26 protein-coding genes are annotated in these 21166 nt (G+C 67.9%); 14 read left to right on the top strand and 12 right to left on the bottom strand.

Annotated elements, in window-relative coordinates; translation table 11 throughout:
- Window positions 1-13 precede the first annotated feature (13 nt).
- Entirely contained in the window at window positions 14-832 is an 819-nt protein-coding gene (locus C5B90_RS07120; protein WP_115880191.1) for an alpha/beta hydrolase, read from the bottom strand.
- A gap of 87 nt (window positions 833-919) precedes the next feature.
- Window positions 920-1906, bottom strand: coding sequence for a tyrosine--tRNA ligase (locus C5B90_RS07115; protein ID WP_115880189.1), 987 nt, complete (start codon window positions 1904-1906; stop codon window positions 920-922).
- Window positions 1907-1926: 20 nt separating this feature from the next.
- Between C5B90_RS07115 and C5B90_RS07110 the strand changes: the two genes are divergently transcribed.
- Both C5B90_RS07110 and C5B90_RS07105 read left to right on the top strand, forming a co-directional pair.
- On the top strand, window positions 1927-2307 hold the full coding sequence (locus tag C5B90_RS07110; protein ID WP_199517445.1) for an ATPase: 381 nt from the start codon (window positions 1927-1929) through the stop codon (window positions 2305-2307).
- Between the two features lie 81 nt (window positions 2308-2388).
- Entirely contained in the window at window positions 2389-2601 is a 213-nt protein-coding gene (locus C5B90_RS07105; protein ID WP_115880187.1) for a hypothetical protein, read from the top strand.
- 29 nt (window positions 2602-2630) lie between these two features.
- Here C5B90_RS07105 and C5B90_RS07100 read toward each other — a convergent pair whose 3' ends face one another.
- Window positions 2631-4697: a DUF460 domain-containing protein gene (locus tag C5B90_RS07100; protein ID WP_115880185.1), complete on the bottom strand. Its 2067-nt coding sequence runs from the start codon at window positions 4695-4697 to the stop codon at window positions 2631-2633.
- A 188-nt stretch (window positions 4698-4885) separates the two neighbouring features.
- Here C5B90_RS07100 and C5B90_RS07095 point away from each other — a divergent pair, with 188 nt between their 5' ends.
- Window positions 4886-5872, top strand: coding sequence for a prohibitin family protein (locus C5B90_RS07095; RefSeq protein WP_115880615.1), 987 nt, complete (start codon window positions 4886-4888; stop codon window positions 5870-5872).
- 8 nt (window positions 5873-5880) lie between these two features.
- Entirely contained in the window at window positions 5881-6225 is a 345-nt protein-coding gene (locus C5B90_RS07090; RefSeq protein ID WP_115880183.1) for a hypothetical protein, read from the top strand.
- Window positions 6226-6267: 42 nt separating this feature from the next.
- Here the strand turns inward: C5B90_RS07090 and C5B90_RS07085 are convergent, their stop codons facing one another.
- Window positions 6268-7146, bottom strand: coding sequence for a PhzF family phenazine biosynthesis protein (locus C5B90_RS07085; protein WP_115880181.1), 879 nt, complete (start codon window positions 7144-7146; stop codon window positions 6268-6270).
- A 49-nt stretch (window positions 7147-7195) separates the two neighbouring features.
- Window positions 7196-8143, bottom strand: coding sequence for a ribonuclease Z (rnz, locus tag C5B90_RS07080; RefSeq protein ID WP_199517465.1), 948 nt, complete (start codon window positions 8141-8143; stop codon window positions 7196-7198).
- A 141-nt stretch (window positions 8144-8284) separates the two neighbouring features.
- On the opposite strand from rnz, the gene C5B90_RS07075 reads away from it, so the two are divergent.
- From C5B90_RS07075 to C5B90_RS07065, 3 genes are all read left to right on the top strand, one after another.
- Window positions 8285-9310 (top strand): AAA family ATPase, encoded by a 1026-nt coding sequence (locus C5B90_RS07075; RefSeq protein ID WP_115880177.1) that lies wholly within the window; start codon window positions 8285-8287, stop codon window positions 9308-9310.
- The gene (locus C5B90_RS07070) at window positions 9311-9913 is read left to right on the top strand and encodes a protein sorting system archaetidylserine decarboxylase (protein WP_115880175.1); all 603 of its coding nucleotides are present in this window, start codon (window positions 9311-9313) and stop codon (window positions 9911-9913) included.
- A 65-nt stretch (window positions 9914-9978) separates the two neighbouring features.
- Window positions 9979-10425 carry a hypothetical protein gene (locus tag C5B90_RS07065; RefSeq protein ID WP_115880173.1) on the top strand — a complete coding sequence of 149 codons (447 nt, stop codon included), beginning with the start codon at window positions 9979-9981 and terminating at the stop codon, window positions 10423-10425.
- Window positions 10426-10443: 18 nt separating this feature from the next.
- Here C5B90_RS07065 and C5B90_RS07060 read toward each other — a convergent pair whose 3' ends face one another.
- Entirely contained in the window at window positions 10444-10653 is a 210-nt protein-coding gene (locus tag C5B90_RS07060) for a hypothetical protein (protein ID WP_115880171.1), read from the bottom strand.
- A 121-nt stretch (window positions 10654-10774) separates the two neighbouring features.
- A complete protein-coding gene (locus C5B90_RS07055; protein WP_115880169.1) occupies window positions 10775-11731 on the bottom strand; it encodes a methyltransferase domain-containing protein in 957 nt (318 codons plus the stop codon).
- 158 nt (window positions 11732-11889) lie between these two features.
- Between C5B90_RS07055 and C5B90_RS07050 the strand changes: the two genes are divergently transcribed.
- The 4 genes from C5B90_RS07050 to C5B90_RS07035 all read left to right on the top strand — a co-directional run bounded on the left by C5B90_RS07050 (window position 11890) and on the right by C5B90_RS07035 (window position 14279).
- Window positions 11890-12201 (top strand): DUF5658 family protein, encoded by a 312-nt coding sequence (locus tag C5B90_RS07050; protein WP_008091202.1) that lies wholly within the window; start codon window positions 11890-11892, stop codon window positions 12199-12201.
- Between the two features lie 58 nt (window positions 12202-12259).
- Complete coding sequence (locus tag C5B90_RS07045; protein WP_058826874.1) at window positions 12260-12829, top strand: TATA-box-binding protein; 570 nt, start codon at window positions 12260-12262, stop codon at window positions 12827-12829.
- 82 nt (window positions 12830-12911) lie between these two features.
- Entirely contained in the window at window positions 12912-13289 is a 378-nt protein-coding gene (locus C5B90_RS07040; RefSeq protein WP_115880167.1) for a hypothetical protein, read from the top strand.
- 21 nt (window positions 13290-13310) lie between these two features.
- Window positions 13311-14279, top strand: a complete 969-nt coding sequence (locus C5B90_RS07035) for a CPBP family intramembrane glutamic endopeptidase (RefSeq protein WP_115880165.1) — start codon at window positions 13311-13313, stop codon at window positions 14277-14279.
- A 29-nt stretch (window positions 14280-14308) separates the two neighbouring features.
- On the opposite strand, the gene hisG is transcribed toward C5B90_RS07035, so the two are convergent.
- Window positions 14309-15154 (bottom strand): ATP phosphoribosyltransferase, encoded by an 846-nt coding sequence (gene hisG, locus C5B90_RS07030; RefSeq protein ID WP_115880163.1) that lies wholly within the window; start codon window positions 15152-15154, stop codon window positions 14309-14311.
- Window positions 15155-15231: 77 nt separating this feature from the next.
- On the opposite strand from hisG, the gene C5B90_RS07025 reads away from it, so the two are divergent.
- Window positions 15232-16332, top strand: a complete 1101-nt coding sequence (locus tag C5B90_RS07025; protein WP_115880161.1) for a peptidase — start codon at window positions 15232-15234, stop codon at window positions 16330-16332.
- Window positions 16333-16356: 24 nt separating this feature from the next.
- Here the strand turns inward: C5B90_RS07025 and C5B90_RS07020 are convergent, their stop codons facing one another.
- Together C5B90_RS07020 and C5B90_RS07015 are read right to left on the bottom strand one after the other, a co-directional pair.
- Window positions 16357-16869 carry a winged helix-turn-helix transcriptional regulator gene (locus tag C5B90_RS07020; RefSeq protein ID WP_004045277.1) on the bottom strand — a complete coding sequence of 171 codons (513 nt, stop codon included), beginning with the start codon at window positions 16867-16869 and terminating at the stop codon, window positions 16357-16359.
- Entirely contained in the window at window positions 16866-17210 is a 345-nt protein-coding gene (locus C5B90_RS07015) for a hypothetical protein (RefSeq protein ID WP_058568349.1), read from the bottom strand. Before C5B90_RS07015 ends, C5B90_RS07020 begins: the two co-directional genes overlap by 4 nt.
- Window positions 17211-17373: 163 nt before the next feature.
- Between C5B90_RS07015 and C5B90_RS07010 the strand changes: the two genes are divergently transcribed.
- Window positions 17374-18666, top strand: a complete 1293-nt coding sequence (locus tag C5B90_RS07010; RefSeq protein WP_115880159.1) for an amidohydrolase — start codon at window positions 17374-17376, stop codon at window positions 18664-18666.
- Between the two features lie 73 nt (window positions 18667-18739).
- On the opposite strand, the gene C5B90_RS07005 is transcribed toward C5B90_RS07010, so the two are convergent.
- Entirely contained in the window at window positions 18740-19051 is a 312-nt protein-coding gene (locus C5B90_RS07005) for a helix-turn-helix transcriptional regulator (RefSeq protein ID WP_004045280.1), read from the bottom strand.
- Window positions 19052-19149: 98 nt separating this feature from the next.
- Between C5B90_RS07005 and C5B90_RS07000 the strand changes: the two genes are divergently transcribed.
- Complete coding sequence (locus tag C5B90_RS07000; RefSeq protein WP_115880157.1) at window positions 19150-20436, top strand: adenosylhomocysteinase; 1287 nt, start codon at window positions 19150-19152, stop codon at window positions 20434-20436.
- 43 nt (window positions 20437-20479) lie between these two features.
- Here C5B90_RS07000 and C5B90_RS06995 read toward each other — a convergent pair whose 3' ends face one another.
- Entirely contained in the window at window positions 20480-21163 is a 684-nt protein-coding gene (locus C5B90_RS06995; RefSeq protein WP_115880155.1) for a hypothetical protein, read from the bottom strand.
- Window positions 21164-21166: the final 3 nt, after the last annotated feature.

Below are 21166 nucleotides of genomic sequence, written 5' to 3'. Positions count from 1 at the left end.
GATATCCCCTGTCTCACAGCGCTTCACGGAGGAACGAGAACACCTGTTTTCGCACCGCGGGATAGTGGTACGACGAGTGCAAGAAGACGTGGTCGGCCGCGGCGACGGCGTCGTACTCGACTTCGTTTCCGGCCGCTTCGAGCGCGTCCGCCAACCGGGCGCTCTGGTCCGGTGCGACGACCGAGTCCTCGCTCCCGTGGAGCAACAGCGTCGGCGGCGCGTCGGCGTCGGCGTCGGTGTCGTCATCCACGTAGGTAATCGGCGAACACCGACGCAACTCGGCTGCTGACGGCCGGCCATCGAACAGCGGGGGCGACTCGCCGGCGCGCTCGTGGTCGTCGGCTCGGAGGTCGTAGACTCCGGAGACCCCGACCGCGGCGTCGATATCGGTCCGCCGGCCGAACTCGTCGTCCGAAAGCGCCGCCAGCAACGCGAGGTGCGCTCCCGCGGAGTGACCGACGACGGCGACGGCGTCCGGGTCGATGCCGAACTCATCCGCGCGGTCCGTCAGCCAGTCGATACCCTCGCACACGTCTTCGATTTGCGCGGGAAACGGCGCTTCGTGCCCGAGTCGGTACGACACCTCGGCCGCGACGAATCCCTCCTCGACGGCGTCGAGCGCCCAGCGGGCGAACTGGCCGGTCGAACCGGTCTCCCACGCGCCGCCGTAGACGAAGACGACGAGGGGGCGGGCCGGTTCGGTCGTCTCGGCCGGGTCGCCCGTCCCGGTCGGCGGGGAGTCGGGGCCGTACACGTCCGCGGTCAGCGTGCGCTCCTCGCGGTCGGCGATAGTGCGGTTTCGATAAACGAGAACGTCGGAAGAGCGGGGCATACCGACTCGTCGGGCCGGCGGGACCCTATTGGTTTGGGCGGCGGCGAGCGACGAACGGCGGGCCGGTGCGGCGGGTCGGTGCGGCGATTACTCGGCTATCTTCGCGCGACCGGGCTCGATGAGTTCGTCGAGGTAGTCCGCGAGCGCGCCCTTCGCGTCGGCCGGGTGGAGTTCGCCGGATTCGAGGTCGGCCTCCAGCGTCTCGTAGTCGTCGTAGTCGAGGTTCCCGCCGTACTGTTCGGGGCGCTCGACGACGACCCGCTCGAAGCGCGGGAAGACGTGGTACTCGAAGATTTGGAGGACGGGGTTCTCGCGCTCGTCACCGTCCTCGGTCGGGTCGGGGTCGGCCGTCGGCGGGCAGAACGCGCCGTTGACCTTGTCCTCGATGTCCTCGGTGGTGTCCTCCATCGAGATGGTGACGCCCTCGGAGGAGGACATCTTGCCGATGCCCGTCCCGAGGTCCGCGATGAGCGGCGTGTGCATGCAGGTCGGCGACTCCTCGCCGATGCTCGGGAGCGTGTCGCGGGCGAGCATGTGGACCTTGCGCTGTTCCATCCCGCCGATGGCGAGGTCCACGTCGAGGTAGACGATGTCGAGCGCCTGCATAATCGGGTAGACCGCCTGCGCGACGGTGACGCCGTCGCCGCTTTTGATTTCGGCCATGGCGCGCTCGGCGCGCGAGAGCGTCGTCTCCAGTTCGAGCGCGTGCAGGTCGAGGACGTAGCTCTCGTCGAGTTGGTACTCCGAGCCGAGGATGAACTCCGTCTGACTCTCGTCGAGGCCGTAGGCGATGAACTGCGCTTTCATCCGCTCGGCCGTCTCGCGAATCTCCTCGAAGGTGCCCTTGCCGTTGAGGTAGGCGTGTACGTCGGCCAGAAGCACGACTACCTCGAAGCCCGCCTCTTGGAGGTCGATGAGCTTGTTGGCGGTGAGCATGTGACCGATGTGGAGGACACCGGAGGGCTCGTAGCCCACGTACGCTCGCTTGCCCTCGGGGTCGTCGGCCAGCGCGCGCACTTCGTCCTCCGTGACCACTTCGGAGGCGTTCCGAGTGATCAGGTCGTATGCGTCCATATCTGTTCGGTGTCGGGGATGTGGGATATGACTTCTGGAAGCCGCTCGCGGGCGAAACGGACAACACGAACCGGTCCCAACTCCGGGTGATGTCCGACTCAGGAAACACGACGCGTGCGCCCGTCATCATCTTCGCCGCGCTCATCCTCGTCGTCTTCGGTCTGCTCGCGGCCATGTGGGCGTCGGTCCGCGGCGGCGACCTCCTCCCGTACATCCTCGGCTTCGCGGTCTACTTCCTCGCGTTCCACATCTACCTCCCCTATCGGGTCCACAAGGACGCGACGTTCAAGGGGCGAAACGCGACGTTCTGGGCCGCCTTCGCGTTCTTCGTGCCGCTCGTCGGCGCGGCGCTGTACTTCGTGGTCGCCGTCGTCGTCGGCCACGACGCGACCGCGGAGTAATGTCCCTCGGCGGCCGCGGCTCTCGTCACGGTCTTCAGTGGTGCCAGAATCGATTTACGAACAGCCACGCATCCCGTCGATATGCCCTCCGCCGACGCGACACCAATCCGTCGATGGCTCATGGTCATCTCGCTGTTTCTCGCCCTCCTCACGTACCTCGTCTCGTCGAGTACATCCGGAGTCTACCTCGACAATGTCATCCATCTCGTCTCTGGCGGTGCCGCGTTAGTTATCGGCCTCCTGTTGGCCGTCTCGCTCGTTCGAGCGTGGCCGCGGGAGCGAAATCGCGAATGAGGCCCGTTCGCGCGTCTCGCTTCGACTGGTCACCGCCGGTTCTCGGCGCGGTGTTCGGAGATAATCTGGTCCACCATCTCCTCGCGCTGTTCCTTCTGTCGCTCCTCGGCGCGGTCCTCCCAGTCGTCGATGGCGGCGGCCACTTCGGACTCCTTCGCCACGGCGAGTTCGTCTATCTCCTGAATCGTCACGCCATCGGCGGGCGCGACCGGAATTTCGGCTTCGAACAGCACCTCGTCGGCGACTTCCGAGAGGTTGCCCGACCGGAGGACGACCCGCGGGTCGAACTCGGCGAGTCGCTCGGCGGTGGTGCGTCCGGCCCCGCTGGCGTCGCGGAGGTAGACCACGTCGCCCGCGGCGATGCCGTACTCCTCGATAGTGTGGTCGAGCGCGCCGTTGGTGAACTGTTCGACGATTTTGACGGGCACGAGATTTCCGCCGGATTCGTTCGCTTCGCTCTCTCTTCCGGCGACTTCCCACTCGCTGTCGCTCGTGAGAATCCCGTTCGTGTTCACGTCCGCGAAGTTCGAGTGGTCGAGCTTCCACAGCGACTTCAACTGGTCGAGCTTGTCGGCGAGTTCCGCCTTGTCGGATTCGAGCGATTCGACTTTCCGCTCTAACCGACCGTTCTCGCGTTCGAGTCGGGTGACTTCGCGGCGCTCGCGGGCCTCGCGGCGCTCCTCGCGGCGGGCGTCGGACAGTTCCTCTTTGTACTCCTCGATGGTCTCGTCTTTCTCCTCGATGGTCGATTTCAGGTCTTCGACGTGTGATTCGAGGCGCTCGACCCGCGACCGCAACTCCCGAATCTCGCGTTCTTCGGGCGTGAGTTCGGGCTCCTCGTGGGATTCCTCGTCGGCGTCGTCGGGGTCGCCCCCGTCGCCGTCGTCGGCCATCTCGCGGAGAACGGCCTCGACCGACTCCTCGCTGGCGAGGACGCGGGCGATGACCTCCTCTCTGTCCACGTCGGCGGGCACCTTCCGGGAGATGCGCTCGAACTGGTCTTCGTGGTCGTCGAAGGCGAACAGCGCCGCGGCGAGGGCGTCGCGCTCGTGGTCGTTGTCGTAGTCGATGTCGCGGGTCCGGTGGAGTTTCTCGTCGACGGGGATGTCGCTCGCGGGGGCCCACCCGGCGGCGTCGAAGCTCCGGCGGAACTTCTCGACCGTCTCGGGCATCGGCTGGACGTCGGCGGCGACGAGACTGGGTCGCCCGCGCTCGATGAGCCATTCGATGACCGCGGCGGTGTCGGCGGTGCGCGTCGAGTGCACGTCGAGGACGCGCCCGTCGAGGCTGACGACGGCGACGGCGGTGGTCGTGCCGGGGTCGATGCCGACGATGACGCGGTCGCGGCGCTTCACGAGGGGTTCGAACTCGATGCCGTCGCGGCGCTCGCGCTCGATTTCGACACGGGTGTCGCCCGAGCGATGGGTCGATACGGGGATGTCCTCGGGCCGCACTTCGACGGTAAACAGCGCCTGCGAGTAGCCGCCGTACTTCTCGGTCACGTCCCGCTCGTAGTCGAGGTTGGCCTCCTTCAGCGCGGATTCGACCTCGCGGGACTGCTGTTTGACCGACCCGTGGATGCGGCGCGTGTAGCGGTCCTGACTCCACCCGCCCTTGCCGGTCGAGCGGCCGCGAGAGACCTTCACGGTCGTCGTGTTCTCGAAGGCGGCGACCTCGTAGCCGACGTTGGCGAGGGCGAGCCGGGCCGCGGCCTCGGCCTCCTTCATCGGGTCTTTGCCGTAGGGGACGCCGTGACGCGAGGCGACCCGCGAGAGCGGTTCCGGTCGCTCCGCGCCGGTCACTTGCACCAACTGCGTCCCGTGGGGGAGCCACCGCAGGAAGCGGACTAAGTCGTCCTTGTCGGACGCCAACTCGTACATGTTGTCCGTGGCGACGACGCGCGGTTCGTCGCGCTCAATGAGTCGGCGTAACTTTCGGAAGGAGACCACGTCTCGTTCGATTCGGACCTCGTCTGACTCGGTGTCTCGGGTGTCCAACACGACCAGCGCGTACGACGGCGAGTCGCCGCGGATATCGCCGCTCTGGATGTCGACGCCGAAGACGACCGAGTCGAGCGCACTCGTCCGGTCGTTCACGACGGCGACTAGGGCCGCGCCGAATATATACTCCACGCCGGTCGCAGATGCCGACTCGGTCGGGTGTCGCGTTTGCAAGGCTCGGCCGCCGACCGCTGCCACCGCCGACCGCTGCCACCGGCGACACTGCCACCGCGACCGACGTTTGACACGAAACAAACAAGTCTCGGCTATTTGAAATGGGACTGATGAGTTCTGATATCCCCGACCCGCCGTCGGTGACCTCCCGGTCGCTGACGCGCATCGCCCTCATCGGTGTCGTTGCCCTCCTCCTTATCGCCGCCCCCATCGCCGGGCTCCTCGCGTGGGAACCCGTCGAAGAAGGGAACGTCAAGGTCGTCAAGAAGTGGGGCGCAACCACCGGTACCGTCTTCGAACCCGGCGCGCACTTCGTCAATCCCGTCTCGCAGTCGACTTCGTCGCTGTCGGTTCGACCGCAGTCGTACACGATGTCGTCGTCGACGAGCGAAGGCGACAGACGGGGTGACGACGCCATCACCGTCCTGACCGAAGACGGTCTCCGGACGGACATCGACGTGACCGTCCGCTACCGCATCGACGCCGGACAGGCGGTCGAGTTCTACCGCAACTACCGGACGCTCGCCACCGCCGAAGAGCGGCTGATTCGCCCGTCGATTCGGTCGGTGCTCCGGACCGAGGCCGGTCGACTGCCCGTCACCGTCATCTACACCGGCGAGGGCCAGACCCAGTTGAAGGCCGCCGCCGAGCGGGAACTCGCCGAGGAGTTCGCCGACGACGGTCTCATCCTCGAAGCGGTGCAGGTCCGCAACGTCGAACTCCCCGCCGAGTACGCGCAGGCGGTCGAACAGAAGGAAATCACCGAACAGCGCCGCCAGCAGAAGCAGGACGAACTCGCCGTCGAGGAACTGGAGGCCGAGCGCAAGCGCATCGAGGCACAGGGGCAGGCGGACGCCAACCGCATCCTCGCGGAGTCGCTGTCCGACGAGGTGTTGGCCCAGAAGTACATCGAGAAACTCGACGAGACGGACACCGTCTACATCCCGGTCGGCGACGGCGGCTACCCGCAGTTCGTCCGGTCGCTCGATAGCGACGGTTCGTCGTCGAGTTCGTCCGCCGGTTCGTCGTCGGACACTACCTCGGCGTCGTCGAGGTCGTCGTCCTCGTCCGGTTCCGAAAACGAGACGAGCAACTGACGCCGTCGATGCGTCTCCTCCGTGAACTGGCCGCCGCGGTCATGTTACTCGTCATCGTCGGCGTCCTCGCGCGCTCCGGCGTCGGCCGGTTCGTCCTGCCGGTCGTCGGCCTCGCGGTCGCCGCGGCGCTCGTGGTGCTCCTCTCAAAACAGCCGGCGTACGCACGGACAACCGTCGGTCCACGGACGAGAATCATCGAGTCGGCCGTCGAATCGGCCGACGCCGTCTGCGTCGAGTGCGGGTCGCCCGCGACGACGCGCCGGCGCTACGTCAGCGAGTGGGTCGTCCTCGGGGTCCCGGTCGTCCTCCTCGACGACGGCGAAAACCCGGTCTGCGACGCCCACCGCGACTGACCCGACCTCGTTTTTTGGCTCGACGGCCCCTTCAGCGGCCGCTCAGACGAGCCTGCCCGTCGAGACGAACTCGACGCCTCCGCCGACGCGGACCGCCACCTCGTCGCCGCGGTCCTCGGCTTCGAGGTGGAGGTGGGACGGTCGGCCCATCTCGTAGCCCTGCTCGACCGTGACCTCGATTTCGTCGTCGCCGAAGTAGCGGTGGCGGGCGAGATAGCCCGCGAAACAGCCGTTCGCGCTCCCGGTCGCGGGGTCCTCGGCGACGCCGTGGCCGGGCGCGTACATCCGCGCCGCGAAGTCGTTCGCGTCGTCGCGGGGGTCCGGACAGAACAGAAAGAGGTTCTCGACGCCCACGTCGTCGAAGAACGACCGGTACGCCGGAACGAACACCTCGCTCCGGGCGAGGGCGTCGCGGTCGCGGAGCGGAATCATCACCGCCGGGAGGCCGGTCGAGATGACCTGTATCGGCCAGTCGGCGTCGAAGTCGGCCGTGTCGAGCGACAGCACCTCTGCGAGCGTCTCGCGGTCGAGTTCCGCGCCGAACGTCGGCGCGTTCTGCGTCATCCAGTACTGCTCGCTGTCGCTTTCGTCGGACCGAACCTCGACCGAAATCGGACCGACGCCGAGATTCAGCGTCACCTCGTCGCCCGCGCCGAACTGCTCGCGGAGGACGGCTGCCGTCCCGAGCGTCGGGTGTCCGGCGAACGGAATCTCGCCGTCCGGCGTGAAGATACGAACGTCGTAGCCCTCGTCGGGTGAGCCGCCCTCGATGAACGTCGTCTCCGAGTAGTTCATCTCGTTGGCGAGCGCGGCCATCTGCTCGGAACTGAGCGCGTCCGCCCCCTCGAAGACGGCGAGTTGGTTTCCGGCGTACTTCGCCGTGGCGAACACGTCGACGGTGTGGAAGGCGTTCTGCGGCACACCGACGGGTGCGCGCGGGCGGGGGAAAAGCGTACCGCGGCCCCGCGTGCTACTCGCCGGTCTCGGCCCCGCCGCCGTCGCTGTCGGCGTACGGGACCTCCAGTTTCTGGCCGTCTTCGGCGACGAACGCCTCGCCGTCGTAGACCTCGCGGGCCTGTTCGAGAAGCGGGCTCGGGTCGGCGGCGTACCGGGCGGAGATGTGTGTCAGCGCGAACCGCCGAACGTCGGCGTCGCGGGCGATTCGGGCGGCCTCGCGGGCGGTCGAGTGCGCGGTCTGTTTCGCTCGCTCCGCCTCCTCGTCGGTGAACGTCGCGTCGTGGACGAGCAGGTCGGCGTCGCGGGCGACCTCGACAGTCGATTCGAGCGGGCGGGTGTCGCCGGTGTAGACGACGGTTCGCCCGGGTCGGGGGTCGCCGACGACCTGCTCGGAGCGCACGACCGTCCCGTCTTCGAGTTCCACGTCCTCACCGGCGTGGAGGCGGCCGAACGCCGGGCCGACGGGGACGCCGAGTTCCTCGGCCTTCTCGCGGTCGAACCGGCCGGGGCGGTCGTCCTCGACGAGGGCGTAGCCGACGGAGGCGGTCCGGTGTTCGGTGTCGAACGCACGGACCTCGTAGTCGTCGGCGCGGTAGGCGACGTTCCCGGGGCGGACCTCGTGGACGGAGACGTGGAAGCCGGGCTGGTAGCCGCCCGCGTGGACGAGCTTTTCGAGGTGACGCTTGCTCCCCGGCGGGCCGTGGATGGCCAGCGAGTCGTCGCGGTCGTTGAAGTCGAGCGTCTGAATCAGGCCGGGGATGCCGAGGATGTGGTCGCCGTGGAGGTGGGTGACGAACAGGTGGCTGACGCCGAACCCGGTCCCGTAGCGCATCATCTGGCGTTGGGTGCCCTCCCCGCAATCGAACAACAGGCGCTCGCCGTCGCGGTTCACGAGGAACGCGCTCGGCGCACGCGCCGTGGTGGGGACGGCCCCGCCGGTCCCGAGGAAGGTCGCGCGCATGGACATGCACCACAATGATAGCGGCGGGACTAAACGTGCGTCGAATCCGTCGCGGCCTCGGGGCTCGCCCACGGGAACCCCGAGTCCACCCGACGCCCCGGACCGACCGATTCTTACCCGACCGTCTGCTACCGGAGTCCAATGGACGCGCCGCTGTGGACCGAGACGCACGCGCCGGGGCTCGAAGACCTCCCACAGCCGGAGGTCCGCGACCGCCTCCGACGCGCCGTGGACGAACCGATGAACCTCGTCGTGCAGGGCCCGCCGGGCGTCGGCAAGACCGCCGCCGTCCGGGCGCTGGCGCACGAGGCGCATTCGGACCCCGAAAACGACCTCATCGAACTCAACGTCGCGGACTTCTTCAACCGGACGAAAAAGCAGATTCGCGCCGACCCGCGGTTCGAGCAGTTCCTCGACGGCCGCAGTCGCATGGCGAAACGCGACATGATAAACCGCGTGCTCAAGGAGTCGGCCAGCTACGCCCCGATGTCCGGCGAGTACAAGACCATCGTCCTCGACAACGCCGAATCCATCCGCGAGGACTTCCAACAGGCGCTTCGCCGCGTGATGGAACAGCACCACCGGACCACGCAGTTCGTCATCACCACGCGCCAGCCCTCGAAGCTCATCCCGCCGATTCGCTCGCGGTGCTTCCCGGTTCCCATGCCCGCGCCCGACGACGACACCCTCGAAGCCCTCCTCGCCGACATCCTCGACGCCGAGGGCGTCGACTACGACGACGGCGGCCTCCAGTTCCTCACCGACGCCTCCAACGGAAACGTCCGCAAGGCCATCCTCTCGGCCCAGCGGACGGCAACCGAGGCCGACGAGGTCACCATGTCCACGGTCCACGCCGCCCTCGGCGACGTGGGCTTCGACGACGAACTGAAGACGCTCCTCATCAACGCCCGCGAGGGCGACATCAAGGACGCCCGTAAGACCCTCACGACGCTCCTCGACGACGAGGGTTACGAGGGACAGGAACTCCTTCGAGACATCCTCCGCGTCGCCGACTCGACCCCCGAGCGCTTCGCCGACGGCGAACTCGCCCGCCTGCACGAACTCGCGGGGCAGGTCGACCTCGACATCTCGACGGGAATCGACGACCGCCTGCACATCACCCATCTCCTCACGAGTTGGGGAGCCGAAGTCCGCGGCGAGGCATAGATGCAGTTCGCACCCGGTTACCGACGGTTCGCGCTCCCCGCCTTCGTCGGCGCGGCGGTCGCGGCGGTCGTCTTCCCGCCTCTCGGAGCGCTGCTCCTCGCAGTCGGCGCGTTCGTCCTCTGGTTCTTCCGCGACCCCGAGCGCTCGCCGCCCGACGAACCGGGAATCGTCTCCCCCGCCGACGGGCACGTCTCCGTGATTCGCGTCGAGGATGGTCGCGTCCGCGTGGGCGTGTTCATGAACGTCACCGACGTGCACGTCAACCGCGCGCCGGTCTCCGGCGCGGTCCGAACCGTCAGCCACCGCCCCGGCGCGCACAAACCGGCGTTCTCGAAGGACTCAGACCGCAACGAGCGCGTCGATATCGAACTCGATACCGACGAAGGCGACCACGAGGTGTCGCTCATCGCCGGCGCGTTCGCCCGCCGGATTCACTCGTACGTCGCGCCCGGCGACGAACTCGTTCGCGGGCAGAAACTCGGCCACATCGACTTCGGCTCCCGGGCCGACGTGCTGTTACCCCCGGAATACGGCTCCGAGGACGTTGTCGTCGAGAAGGGCGAGTCGGTGCGGGCGGGCGAGACGGTTCTGGCGCAGCGATAGGCCGGACAAGCGGCCCGGGCTCCCGCCGACACAAGACATTTGTTCTGACTGCGAAACTACATTTCATGCAGCGCAGACGGGTCCTTGCGTCGCTCGGTTCGCTCGCCCTCCTCTCCGGGTGCCTCGGTAGTCCCTCCGCATCCTCGTCTGAGACGACGACCGAGACGACAACCGCTCCCGACTCAGAGACGACCGAGTCCGGGCAGACCGCGACCACCACGGACGAGTGTGGCTGGCCGCAGTTCTGCGAGGGTTCGGAACTCGTTCGCGTCCGGGTCAGCGGCGGCTTCTCCGGCGAAGTCGTGCTGAAGCCCGCGTGCCGCGAGGGTGATATCGAACTCTCGCCGGGCGAGACGGAGACGCTCACCCGGCAGGTCGACGCCGAGACCTGCGACGTGAAACTTCTCGTCGACAGCGAGGTGGCGTACGACAAACGAATTCATGACTACGAGTTCGTGACGTTGCGCGTCGGCTCGAACGGCGAGGTCACCGTCGAAGGAGTCGAGTTGTAGCGGTCTCGTCCACCCCGACTACTGGAGCGTCTCGACGGCGAGCATCGCAACCGAGACGACGAGTGAGAGGACTGCCACCACGAGGGCGAACAGGTAGTACGGGTTCGAAACGTCCGGGGACGACAGGAGCGAAAACAGCAGGAACGACGACCCCATCGCGACGATGACCATCGCTCGTGGGTCGGGGTCGTACGCTTCCGCGAGAACCTTTCGAACCGTGCGCGACATGCCTTCGCTTCGGCGTGCTTGCGGATAGTCCTGTCGAGCAATTGAATAGAGCACGAACGACCGCGACGCGGTGGTGGCCGCGACCTGCGACCGAGGCCGCCGACACCCCCGCCGATTCCGACTACCGATGCAGCAGATGCACGTACCGCACCAGCGACCGGTGGACTCGGCGCTCGAACACCCGTTCGACCTCCCAACCGGCGTCCTCGGCCTCTTCTGTCCACGACCGGTCGGCGACCATCACGCACTCCGGGGCGACCCGGCGGACCTCCGCCAGCGCGCCGCCGACGAGGTCCGAAAGCGAGTGCCGGGCGATTTTCGACTGCCGGCCGTAGGGGGCGTCGAACACCGCGCCGTCCATCGAATCGTCGCGGAGGGGGAGCGCGGTGGCGTCGCCATGGATTACGTCGCCCGCGCCGACGTAGTGACGCAGGTTCTCCCGCGCGCCGCCGACCATCTTCGCCTGGGCGTCGACGCCGACCACGTCGGCACCGACGAGACCGGCTTCGAGGAGGACGCCGCCGGTGCCGCACATCGGGTCCAAAACTCGGGCACCGGGCTCCGCGCCGGCCATGTTGACGAAGGCGCGGGCGTCCACGGGGGCCATGCTCCCGGGCTGGAAGAACGGTCGGTCGGTCGGTTTCCGGTCGGCGAAGTCGCGGACGGCCTCGACGGCGGTCCAGCCGACGAGACAGGCGTCCTCGGAGAAGTAGACCCGAAGCTCGTGGTCGGGGTCGTCTAAATCGACGCCGAAGCCGCGCTCGACGAGCGCCGACCCGAGTTCGCGCTCGGCGTCGGTCGTGCTGACACCCGTCAGCCCTCGCACGTCGCGGGCGCGGACGGCGACGGCCCCCTCGCGGTCGAGGTTCGCGGCCGCGACGACGGCGCGGGCGGCCTCGATGTCGGGGGCGCAGCGCCCGACCAGTTCGACGACGCGGCGGGTGTAGGCGAGTCGCCTCGCGCGCTCCGGTTCGACGCCACGGGCGGTGGCGAGGCCGGGGGCGACGACCGTCACGCCCGTCGCGGCCGACTCGGCCTCGCGGGCGGCGAAGGCGTCTTCCTCGCCGGCGAGTTCCAATCCGTACACGCTCGGACCTGACGGGCCGCGGAAATGAGGGTATCGGTCGTCGTCGCACCCGCGAGCGTGGTGACGCACACGCCGACCGATGGCGATGACGCCGAACGTGACAACCCGGCGACGACGAGACTTATAGTGGCCGCTCCGAATCCACCCGCATGGCCTCTCTCGACGCCATCCTCTGGGGCGCAGCGGCGCTCGCCTACGGCCTCGGCGACTACGTCACGACCGTCCTCGGTGTCAGGATGGCCGGCGTGCAGGAAGGAAACCCCGTCGTGCGACTCATCTCGGGTGGCGACCCCGGACCCGGCTCGTTCGCGGTGTTAAAACTCGTCTCGGTCGCTCTGTTCTTCGCCGCCTACTGGGTGCTCAGACCGGCGGTCGCGCGCCTCGCAGTTCCCATTTCATTGACATTACTCGGTGCGGTTGTCACCGTCCGGAACGTCCGGATTATTCGTCGTCGCGCGTAAGCTGTCAATTCCTTGCACCAATCTTTTTAAACCTTAAATACGTGCCTTAAATCGTTACATGACCGACCCCAAGGACACAATCAACATCGAAAACGTCGTCGCCTCCACGGGAATCGGCCAAGAGCTCGACCTCCAGAGCGTGGCGATGGACCTCGAGGGCGCCGATTACGACCCCGAGCAGTTCCCGGGACTCGTCTACCGAACCCAAGAGCCGAAGTCCGCGGCGCTCATCTTCCGGTCCGGAAAAATAGTCTGCACCGGCGCGAAGTCGACCGCCGACGTACACGAGAGCCTCGAAATCGTCTTCGACAAGCTCCGAGAGCTTCAGATTCCGGTCGACGACGACCCCGAAATCACCGTTCAGAACATCGTCACGAGCGCGGACCTCGGCGAGAACCTGAACCTCAACGCCATCGCCATCGGCCTCGGTCTCGAAAACATCGAGTACGAGCCCGAACAGTTCCCGGGACTCGTCTATCGCCTCGACGAACCGAGCGTCGTCGCCCTTCTCTTCGGGTCGGGCAAACTCGTCATCACGGGCGGGAAGAAGCCGGAAGACGCCGAAGCGGCGGTCGACGTCATCATCTCGCGCCTCTCCGAACTCGGTCTCCTGAACGGGTCGTTCTAACCTCGTCGGTTCCTCCCGACCGCGCCGCGTAACCGGGACCCGAATCGACCGAATCTAAGTCAGTCGCGTCCCTCGGACCGATATGGACGCGCTCACCTTGCAGACGGCCGCCGGTGCGCCGGTCACGGCCGTCGCCGGAACGTTCGCGCTGTTCGCGCTGTTCCTCTCTCTCACCGCCCACATCGCCGCGCGGAACGTCCTCGGCGACGTGGAACTCAAGAAGGCGTTCGCCGTCGGGCCGGTTCCCGCGGCCATCGCCGTTGTCTTCACCACCTTCGGCTGGAACTCCTTCGTCGCGCTCGCGCTCGCAATCGGACTCGACTTCGGCTTCGTCAAGTACCTCTACGGCCGGTCGAACCGCCTGTCGGCGTACGTGGTGACCATCCACTTCGTCGTCTCGGTGCTCCTCGGCCTCGTCCTGTTCGGGCTCATGGTCATCCTGACGACAGCTCCTTTCTGAGGTCGCGCTCGCCGTACTTTCATGCCCGCGGCCGCTGAACCACCCGTCGTGTCTCCCCGTCGCCTCCTCTGGAACGACATGGAACGCCGGCCGCGAGCCCCGATTCGGCTGCTCGCGACGCCCGTCGTCTTCGTCCTCGTCTCGCTCGTGGTCGCCGTCTCACTCTCGGCCGCCCTCGGCGGTCTCGCCGAATCCAGTCGACTCGTCGCGCTCGTGGTCTCGCTCGTCTCTGTCGGAGCGAGCGGGCTCGCCGCCCTCGTCGTCGGGCGGTACGTCGACCGGCGGACCGTCGCGGACCTCGGTCTCCGGTTCGACCGCGAGTGGGCGGTCGACCTCGCGTTCGGACTCGCGCTCGGAACGGGGCTGATGACCGCTATCTTCGTCGTCGGCGTCGCCGCCGACTGGATTGCAGTCTCCCCCGCCCCGCTCGGCGTCGACCGACTGCTCGGCGTCGGCTCGCTCCTGGCGTTCTTCGTCGTCGTCGGCATCGCGGAGGAACTCCTGCTCCGGGGCATCGTCCTCACCGACGTCGCCGAGGGGCTTCGCTGGCGGTTCGGCCCGGACGTAGCGGTCGCCGGCGGCCTCGCGGTCTCGTCGGCGGTGTTCGGCGTCGCCCACTACGCCAACCCGAACGCGGGGTTCGCCAGCACGACCAGCATCACGCTCGCGGGCGTCATGCTCGGCCTCGGCTACGCGCTCACCGGCGACCTCGCCATCCCGACGGGAATCCACATCTCGTGGAACTTCGTGCAGGGCGGCGTCTTCGGCTTCGCGGTCAGCGGCCTCGACTTCGGCACGTCGCTCGTCGAGACGACCGAGCGGGGCCCCGACGTGATTACCGGCGGTGCGTTCGGCCCCGAGGCCGGCCTGCTCGGCATCGGCGCGATAGTGCTCGGCGCGGTCTGTATCGCGGCCTACGTCCGGGCGTGTCGCGGCGACCTCGGGTTCGACCCGTCGGTCACGGTGCCGGACCTGCGCTGGAAGAACTGACGGATGCGACGGGCACGCGGCCGCGTCGCTTACTCGACTAACCGCTCGATTTCGGTGACGAGAATGCCGCTCGCGCCGACGTTCTTCAGGTCGCTGACGACCTCGAACACGTCGCGTTCGTTCACGACGGCGTGGACGGCGACCGTCGAGTCGCCGGCGACGTCCATCACGGTCGGCCCGCCGAGGCCGGGGATGACCTCTTTCACCTCGTCGAGTTTCTCGCGCGGCGCGTTCATCATCAGGTAGCGCTTGCCCTCCGCGGAGCGGACGGATTCGAGCGCCATGAGCAACTGCTGGACCTTCGGGTCGTCGACCACGTCGGGGCGGGCGAACAGTCGGACCGACGACGACAGCACCTCGTCGATGACCGCGAGGCGGTTCACCCGCAGGGTCGTCCCGGTCGAGGTGATGTCGATGATGGCGTCGGCCATCTCGACGTGCGGCGTCAGTTCGGTCGCGCCCGTAACCTCGACGACCTCGGCGTCGATGCCCTCCTCCTCGAAGTAGGTCCGCGCGATGTGCGGGAACTCGGTGGCGACGACCTTGCCCGACACGTCTTCGACGGTCTCGATGTCGCCGTCCTCGGGAGCGGCGAGGACGAGCCGACACTTGCCGTACTCCAAATCGAGCAGGTCTTCGAGTTCGTGGCCCGACTCGCGGACCTGGTCGAGGCCCGTGACGCCGACCTCGGCAGCCCCGTCGCGGACGTACTCGGGGATGTCGGCGGCGCGGGCGAACAGCACGGTCACGTCGGGGTCGACGGTCCCGGCGTAGAGTTTGCGTTCGGCACCGTTGTCGAGGTGCAGTCCCGCACGCTCCAGGAGTTCTATCGTCGGTTCGTGCAGGCGGCCCTTGTTGGGCACGGCGATTCGCATACCTCTCCGTCACGTCCCGGAGGTAATTGACTTTCGCAAGCCGGAACGGTTTTTGACACGTCTTCGAAGTGTCATCTATGGCTCCCGTCACGTTCGCCGGCGCGCTCGTCGGCGTCTCCCTCCTCGGTGCCGGCTGGTCCCGGCTCAGCGCCGGCCGTCTCGAACGCCGAGACGCGTCGGTCCAGCGGTTCAGACAGCGAGTGCGAAGCAACTGGCTCTACGCCGCCATCCTGTTCGTCGGCGTCGTCTGGTGGACGAACGCGGACCGGGCGCTCCTCGCGGCCGTCGGCCTCCAGACCGACTGGCCGTGGGCGGTTCTCGGCTGGGCGCTCATCGGCGTCGGTGCCGCGGTCGTGGCGACCGTCTCGTACATGGGCGCGTTCCCGGTGGCGAGGCGCGTGCGAGACGCCGATATGGGCGCGGGAGCGGCGGCCGCGAAGATGTTCCGCTATCAGCTCTTCATCGCGGCGCTCGTCTTCTGCGTGGTGACCGTGTTACAAGTCGAATTCCGGGTCTTGGAGACCAGCGGCCTGCTCACCCTGCTCGCGTTCGCAGCCGCCGCATACGTCTTTTCGGCACCGCTCGTGGGCGTCTCGCAGACGACGACGGTCCCCGACGACGCGACGCGCGAGCGCCTCGACCGCCTGTGCGACCGCGCCGGTCTCTCGGTCGCTCGGGTTCGCCTCCTCGACGGCGGCGGCCACCGCTCGGACCATCTCGTTCGCGGTCCAATCGGTCGAAAAACGCTCTTTCTCACCGACTCGCTGCTCGACCGCTACGACGACGAGACGGTCTCGGCGCTCCTCGCGGTCGACGCCGCGCGGGCCGCTCGGTACGTCTACGGGCTTCGGCTGTTCACCGTGACCGCGGTCGGCGCGTTTGTCTTCTGGGGCGTCACGTGGTCGCCGTTTGGGTTCGCCCTGTCGTTCTTGGTCTTCGCCGGAATCGGCGTGATACTCCTCGTGACCGGCGAGTACGCGAGCAAGCGGCTCATCTATCGGGCCGACGAGGCGGCGGCAGAACGGGTCGGTCACGCGGCCGTCGCCGACGCGCTCGACGCGACCGCCGACGAGGTCGATACCGGCCGCGCGGGGTCGCGTCTCTCGTTCGAGCCGTCGCTGGCGTCGCGCATCGAACGACTCCGAGACGGCACCGGGGCGGACGAGACGGACGCGTAGGAACGCCGCTCCGCGGACCCGCGACTACCCTTCGACGAGGTGGTCGAGCAGGCGGTCGAACCGGTCGACGAATCGCTCGGGGAGCGACGGCGACACGTCGTCTAACAGTCGGGTCGTCCGCTCGGGGTGGGTGAGGACGAGCGTCACGCGGTTGTGCAGGTCGCGTTCCTTGCGGACCACGTCGCGCTCGACGAGGTGGTCGAGGTGCCACTCCAGCGTGCTGCGGGCGACGCCGATGTCGTCGGCCACGTCGTCGGGGCGGGCGTCGCCGTGTTCGAGGAGATGGCCGAGGATGTCGCGGGCGGTCTCCCGGCGGACGAGCGCGAGCGCGCCGCGCTCCCACGCGTCGAACTCGGGGGGGAAGTAGTGCGTCCGCCCGTAGAACTCGGAGCGGCGGACCGTCTCGTCGGAGAGCAGTCTGCGGACGTGGTGTTGTACTTGGCCGGGGGCGAGGTCGAGTGCGCGAACGAGCTCGTTGAAATGGACTCCCGGGTTGTGCTTGATGTGGTCGGCGACGCGGGTTCGTGTCTCACTCATGGGTCGTTGACCCCCGCCTCGCGCTCGATGCTCCGGGCGTAGTAGATGGCCGCGAGGACGAGGCCGGCCATCACGAGGTCCAAGAGGTGTTCGACGACGTGGTGGTCGAACTCGGAGAGGACGCCGCCGAGCGTCAGCGCCGCGACGGCCGCCCGCGACGCGAACGCCAAGAGCGCCAGCGCGACGAGCAGGTGCGACCGCGTCCGCCGCCGGAGGAAGACGGCGACGCCGAGCGCGGCCAGCGTGACCGACGAGACGCCCGCGAGGACGACGACCGCGGTCATCCACGGACTGCCTTGGACGTGCCCCGGAACGAGCGCGAGGTTCGACGGGGGCTCCATATCCCCCCATACTGGGGGTTCGACCCTAAGAGGGCGTGCTCGTTCTCGATTTTCGGGAATCGGACTACCGCCGGTATTCGGCCCGCTCAGAGCCGGAACGGGCGATCGTCCCTCGCGGCCGCGAGACGGTGGATTCACCACCCCGCCGACCCGAACGAGCGACATGAACACGCTCCGAATCGCGGGCGGACAGGTGCTCCGTCCCGACGCGACGGTCGAGGACGCGGACGTACTCGTGGACCGAGACGAGGGAACTATCCTCGACATCGGCGCGGACCTCGACGCCGAGGCCGACGAGACGCTCGACGCCGAGGGCTGTCTCGTCACGCCCGGTCTGGTGAACGCCCACTGCCACGTGGCGATGTCGCTCCTGCGCGGCTACGCCGACGACAAGCCGCTCGACGCGTGGCTCCGCGAGGATATCTGGCCCGCGGAGGGCGCGCTCACGCCCGAGGACGTGCGCGTCGGCGCGGAACTCGGCCTCGTGGAGATGATTAAGTCGGGGACCACCGCGTTCGCGGACATGTACTTCCACGTCCCCGAGGTCGCCGACGCGGTCGAGGAGGCCGGCCTCCGCGCCCGCCTCGGCCACGGCGTCGTCACGCTCGGCAAGGGCGATGAGGACGCGCAGGCCGACATCGATGAGAGCCTCGACGTGGCCCGCGAGTTCGACGGCGCGGCCGACGGCCGGATTCGGACCGCCGCGATGCCGCACTCGCTGACGACGGTCGCGGAGGAGTACCTCCGCGAGTTCGTCGCCGACGCGCACGACGAGGGCATCCCGGTCCACTACCACGCCAACGAGACGACGGACGAGGTCGACCCCATCGTCGACGAACGCCGCGAGCGCCCGCTGTCGTACGCGAAAGACCTCGGCATGCTCACCGCCGACGACTTCCTCGCTCACGGCGTCCACGTCGACGACGCGGAAATCGACCTGCTCGCCGAGGCGGGCACCGGCGTCGTCCACTGCCCGGCCTCGAACATGAAACTCGCCTCCGGCATGGCTCCCGTCCAGAAACTGCTCGACGCGGGCGTCACGGTCGGCCTCGGCACCGACGGCGCGGCCTCGAACAACGACCTCGACATGTTCGACGAGATGCGCGACGCCGCGATGCTCGGCAAACTCGCCGCGGACGACGCCAGCGCCGTCGCCGCCCCCGACGTGGTGCGGATGGCGACCGCCGGCTCCGCCGACGCCATCGACCTCCCCGGCGGCGCGCTCGAAGTCGGCGGCGCGGCCGACCTCGCCGTCGTCGACCTCGACGCGCCGCACCTCACGCCCGCGAACGACCTCGTGAGCCACCTCGCGTACGCCGCCCGCGGCTCCGACGTTCGCCACACGGTCTGCGACGGCCGGGTGCTGATGCGGGACCGCGAGGTGCTGACGCTCGACGAGGACGCCGTGATGGCCCGAGCCCGCGAGGCGGTCGCGTCGCTCCGCGAGCGCGTCTGAATCGCCGTCTTCGACCCCGCCGCCTCCGACTCGCCGCGTTCGCCGCCACTACTGCCGCCACTTTCCGACCTCGCTACCCGGCCAACTCGATGCGCAGTCCGTCGTCGGTCACGCTGACCTCCATGCGCTCGAACGTCCGGTGGTACTGCGCGACGTGCCGCCCGTCGCTGTGGTCGACCATGATGGACTTCTCGAACAGCGACGCCTCGTGGAGTCGCTTGACCTCCCGGTAGGCCGTCGACAGCGGCACGTCGGCCCGACAGCTCAGCTCTTTGACCGTCAGCGGCTCGTCGGCGACGCGGAGGAGGTCCGGAACCGCGGGGGCGCTCATCAGCGCGAACAGCTCCTGTTCGGCGAGCGTCTTGCCGTTATCTATGACGAGCATCGGCCCTCGGCGGTACAATCTCTCCGTTGACACTTGTAGATTCGGGGGCGGCGACCGCCTTCGGTAGGGTTTTCGGACCCCTCTCCGAACCCACGGGTATGAGCGAACACTACGCTCCCGTCTCCGAGCACCTCGACGACGTCGAGGCCGCCCGGACGGAGGGACGACGCAAGATGGACTGGGCACTCCAGCACATGCCCATCCTGCAGGAGCTCCGCGAGCAGTTCGAGTCGGAACAGCCGCTCGACGGCGAGGTCGTCGGCATGGCGATGCACGTCGAGGCGAAGACGGCGAACCTCGTCGAACTGCTGGCGCTCGGCGGCGCGGAAGTCGCCATCACCGGCTGTAACCCGCTTTCGACCCACGACGACGTCTCGGCGGCGCTCGACGCCAACGACGACATCACCTCCTACGCCGTCCGCGGCGTCGACGACGAGGGCTACTACGCGGCCATCGACGCCGTCATCGCCCACGAGCCGACCGTCACGGTCGACGACGGCATGGACATGGTGTTCACTATCCACGAGGAGTACCCCGAACTCATCGACACCATCGTCGGCGGGGCCGAAGAGACCACGACCGGCGTCCACCGCCTCCGCGCGATGGACGAAGACGGCGAACTGAACTACCCCGTCTTCGCCGTCAACGACACGCCGATGAAGCGCCTGTTCGACAACGTCCACGGCACGGGCGAGTCGTCGCTGGCCACTATCGCCATGACGACGAACCTCTCCTACGCCGGGAAGAACGTCGTCGTCGGCGGCTACGGCTACTGCGGCAAGGGCGTCGCCAAGAAGGCGTCCGGCCAGAACGCCGACGTCATCGTCACCGAGGTCGACCCCCGCCGCGCGCTCGAAGCCCACATGGAGGGCTACGACGTGATGCCGATGGAAGAGGCCGCGAAGGTCGGCGACGTGTTCATCACGACCACCGGCAACCGGGACGTCATCACCCGCGAGGACTTCGAGAACATGAAAGACGGCGTCCTCCTCGCAAACGCCGGCCACTTCGACATCGAAATCGACCTCGACGCGCTGTCGGACCTCGCCGTCGACGAGTACGAGGCCCGCGACGGCGTCGACGCCTACGAACTCGAAGACGGCCGCCGCCTGAACGTCCTCGCCGAGGGCCGCCTCGTCAACCTCGCGTCACCCATCGCGCTCGGCCACCCGGTCGAGGTCATGGACCAGTCGTTCGGCGTGCAGGCCGTCGTCGTCCGCGAACTCGTCGAGAACGGCGACGCCTACGACGCCGGCGTCCACGACGTGCCCGACGAACTGGACCGCGAGGTCGCCGAAATCAAACTCGAAGCCGAGGGCATCGAGTTCGACTCGATGACCGACGAACAGCGCGAGTACATGGGTAGCTGGGCCCACGGGACGTAAGCCGACTCACGCTCCCCGCGCTCTCTCTCGTTTCTCACAGCCGTCAGCGACCGCGTTCGGTCCACTCGCCCGCTCGCCAGACGCACGCGACGCCGCCGATCCACGCCGCGAGTCGCATCGCCTCGATAGCCGCGTCGGAGGGCGCTTTCCACCCCCAGCCGGTCGGGACGCGCTCGCTTTCGGCCGGTTCGACGATGTAGTACCGGCCCTCGAACGCGACGTAGTGCGTCTCCGGCTCGTACAGTTCCTCCTCGGTCACGGTGCTACTGCCGTTTCGGACGGCCTCGCGGACGTACCGCGGCGACTCGTCGAGGTCCTCCGAGAGGTTGCGCTTGACCGTCTCGGTCGAAACCGGCTGGAGCGAGAGCGTGAGGGTGCGCCCGTCGAGCGTCGCGTTCGGTTCGAAGTAGCGGCCGTCGGTTCTGACGTAGTCGAACGACCAGAACTCGGGGTCGACGTCGCGGTCCGGGTCCAACTCGAGTTCGACCGGGTCGCCGCGAGCCATGTCGATGATGCCGGCGCACTCCGCCGACTGGAGGGGGTTCCAGCCGCACGATTTGACCCGGTAGAACGCGTCCGAAGTGTGCGGCAGGTAGTCAATCGCCGACGCCTCGTAGGTGTACGTCTTCTCGTAGGAGACGTCGTCGGGATAGAGGAAAAGCGGGTTCGCGAGGAGGGCGACCCCGAGAACGAGGAGGACGACGGCGTGCCAGTTCTCGCGGTTCATACG

It is taken from the genome of Haloferax sp. Atlit-12N (genome assembly GCF_003383095.1).
Lineage (GTDB): Archaea > Halobacteriota > Halobacteria > Halobacteriales > Haloferacaceae > Haloferax.
This window is presented reverse-complemented; position numbering and strand designations above follow the sequence as displayed.

Bases quoted from the DNA above. Each gene is read 5' to 3' on its own strand.
- C5B90_RS07050 (WP_008091202.1), top strand. From the start codon at position 11,890: ATGGCCTCTCTCGACGCCATCCTCTGGGGCGCAGCGGCGCTCGCCTAC.
- C5B90_RS06995 (WP_115880155.1), bottom strand. From the start codon at position 21,163: ATGAACCGCGAGAACTGGCACGCCGTCGTCCTCCTCGTTCTCGGGGTC.
- C5B90_RS07035 (WP_115880165.1), top strand. From the start codon at position 13,311: ATGCCCGCGGCCGCTGAACCACCCGTCGTGTCTCCCCGTCGCCTCCTC.
- C5B90_RS07000 (WP_115880157.1), top strand. From the start codon at position 19,150: ATGAGCGAACACTACGCTCCCGTCTCCGAGCACCTCGACGACGTCGAG.
- C5B90_RS07045 (WP_058826874.1), top strand. From the start codon at position 12,260: ATGACCGACCCCAAGGACACAATCAACATCGAAAACGTCGTCGCCTCC.
- C5B90_RS07040 (WP_115880167.1), top strand. From the start codon at position 12,912: ATGGACGCGCTCACCTTGCAGACGGCCGCCGGTGCGCCGGTCACGGCC.
- C5B90_RS07010 (WP_115880159.1), top strand. From the start codon at position 17,374: ATGAACACGCTCCGAATCGCGGGCGGACAGGTGCTCCGTCCCGACGCG.
- C5B90_RS07075 (WP_115880177.1), top strand. From the start codon at position 8,285: ATGGACGCGCCGCTGTGGACCGAGACGCACGCGCCGGGGCTCGAAGAC.
- C5B90_RS07025 (WP_115880161.1), top strand. From the start codon at position 15,232: ATGGCTCCCGTCACGTTCGCCGGCGCGCTCGTCGGCGTCTCCCTCCTC.
- C5B90_RS07095 (WP_115880615.1), top strand. From the start codon at position 4,886: ATGAGTTCTGATATCCCCGACCCGCCGTCGGTGACCTCCCGGTCGCTG.
- C5B90_RS07070 (WP_115880175.1), top strand. From the start codon at position 9,311: ATGCAGTTCGCACCCGGTTACCGACGGTTCGCGCTCCCCGCCTTCGTC.
- C5B90_RS07120 (WP_115880191.1), bottom strand. From the start codon at position 832: ATGCCCCGCTCTTCCGACGTTCTCGTTTATCGAAACCGCACTATCGCC.
- C5B90_RS07115 (WP_115880189.1), bottom strand. From the start codon at position 1,906: ATGGACGCATACGACCTGATCACTCGGAACGCCTCCGAAGTGGTCACG.
- C5B90_RS07060 (WP_115880171.1), bottom strand. From the start codon at position 10,653: ATGTCGCGCACGGTTCGAAAGGTTCTCGCGGAAGCGTACGACCCCGAC.
- C5B90_RS07020 (WP_004045277.1), bottom strand. From the start codon at position 16,869: ATGAGTGAGACACGAACCCGCGTCGCCGACCACATCAAGCACAACCCG.
- C5B90_RS07105 (WP_115880187.1), top strand. From the start codon at position 2,389: ATGCCCTCCGCCGACGCGACACCAATCCGTCGATGGCTCATGGTCATC.
- C5B90_RS07015 (WP_058568349.1), bottom strand. From the start codon at position 17,210: ATGGAGCCCCCGTCGAACCTCGCGCTCGTTCCGGGGCACGTCCAAGGC.
- C5B90_RS07090 (WP_115880183.1), top strand. From the start codon at position 5,881: ATGCGTCTCCTCCGTGAACTGGCCGCCGCGGTCATGTTACTCGTCATC.
- C5B90_RS07065 (WP_115880173.1), top strand. From the start codon at position 9,979: ATGCAGCGCAGACGGGTCCTTGCGTCGCTCGGTTCGCTCGCCCTCCTC.
- hisG (WP_115880163.1), bottom strand. From the start codon at position 15,154: ATGCGAATCGCCGTGCCCAACAAGGGCCGCCTGCACGAACCGACGATA.
- C5B90_RS07005 (WP_004045280.1), bottom strand. From the start codon at position 19,051: ATGCTCGTCATAGATAACGGCAAGACGCTCGCCGAACAGGAGCTGTTC.
- rnz (WP_199517465.1), bottom strand. From the start codon at position 8,143: ATGCGCGCGACCTTCCTCGGGACCGGCGGGGCCGTCCCCACCACGGCG.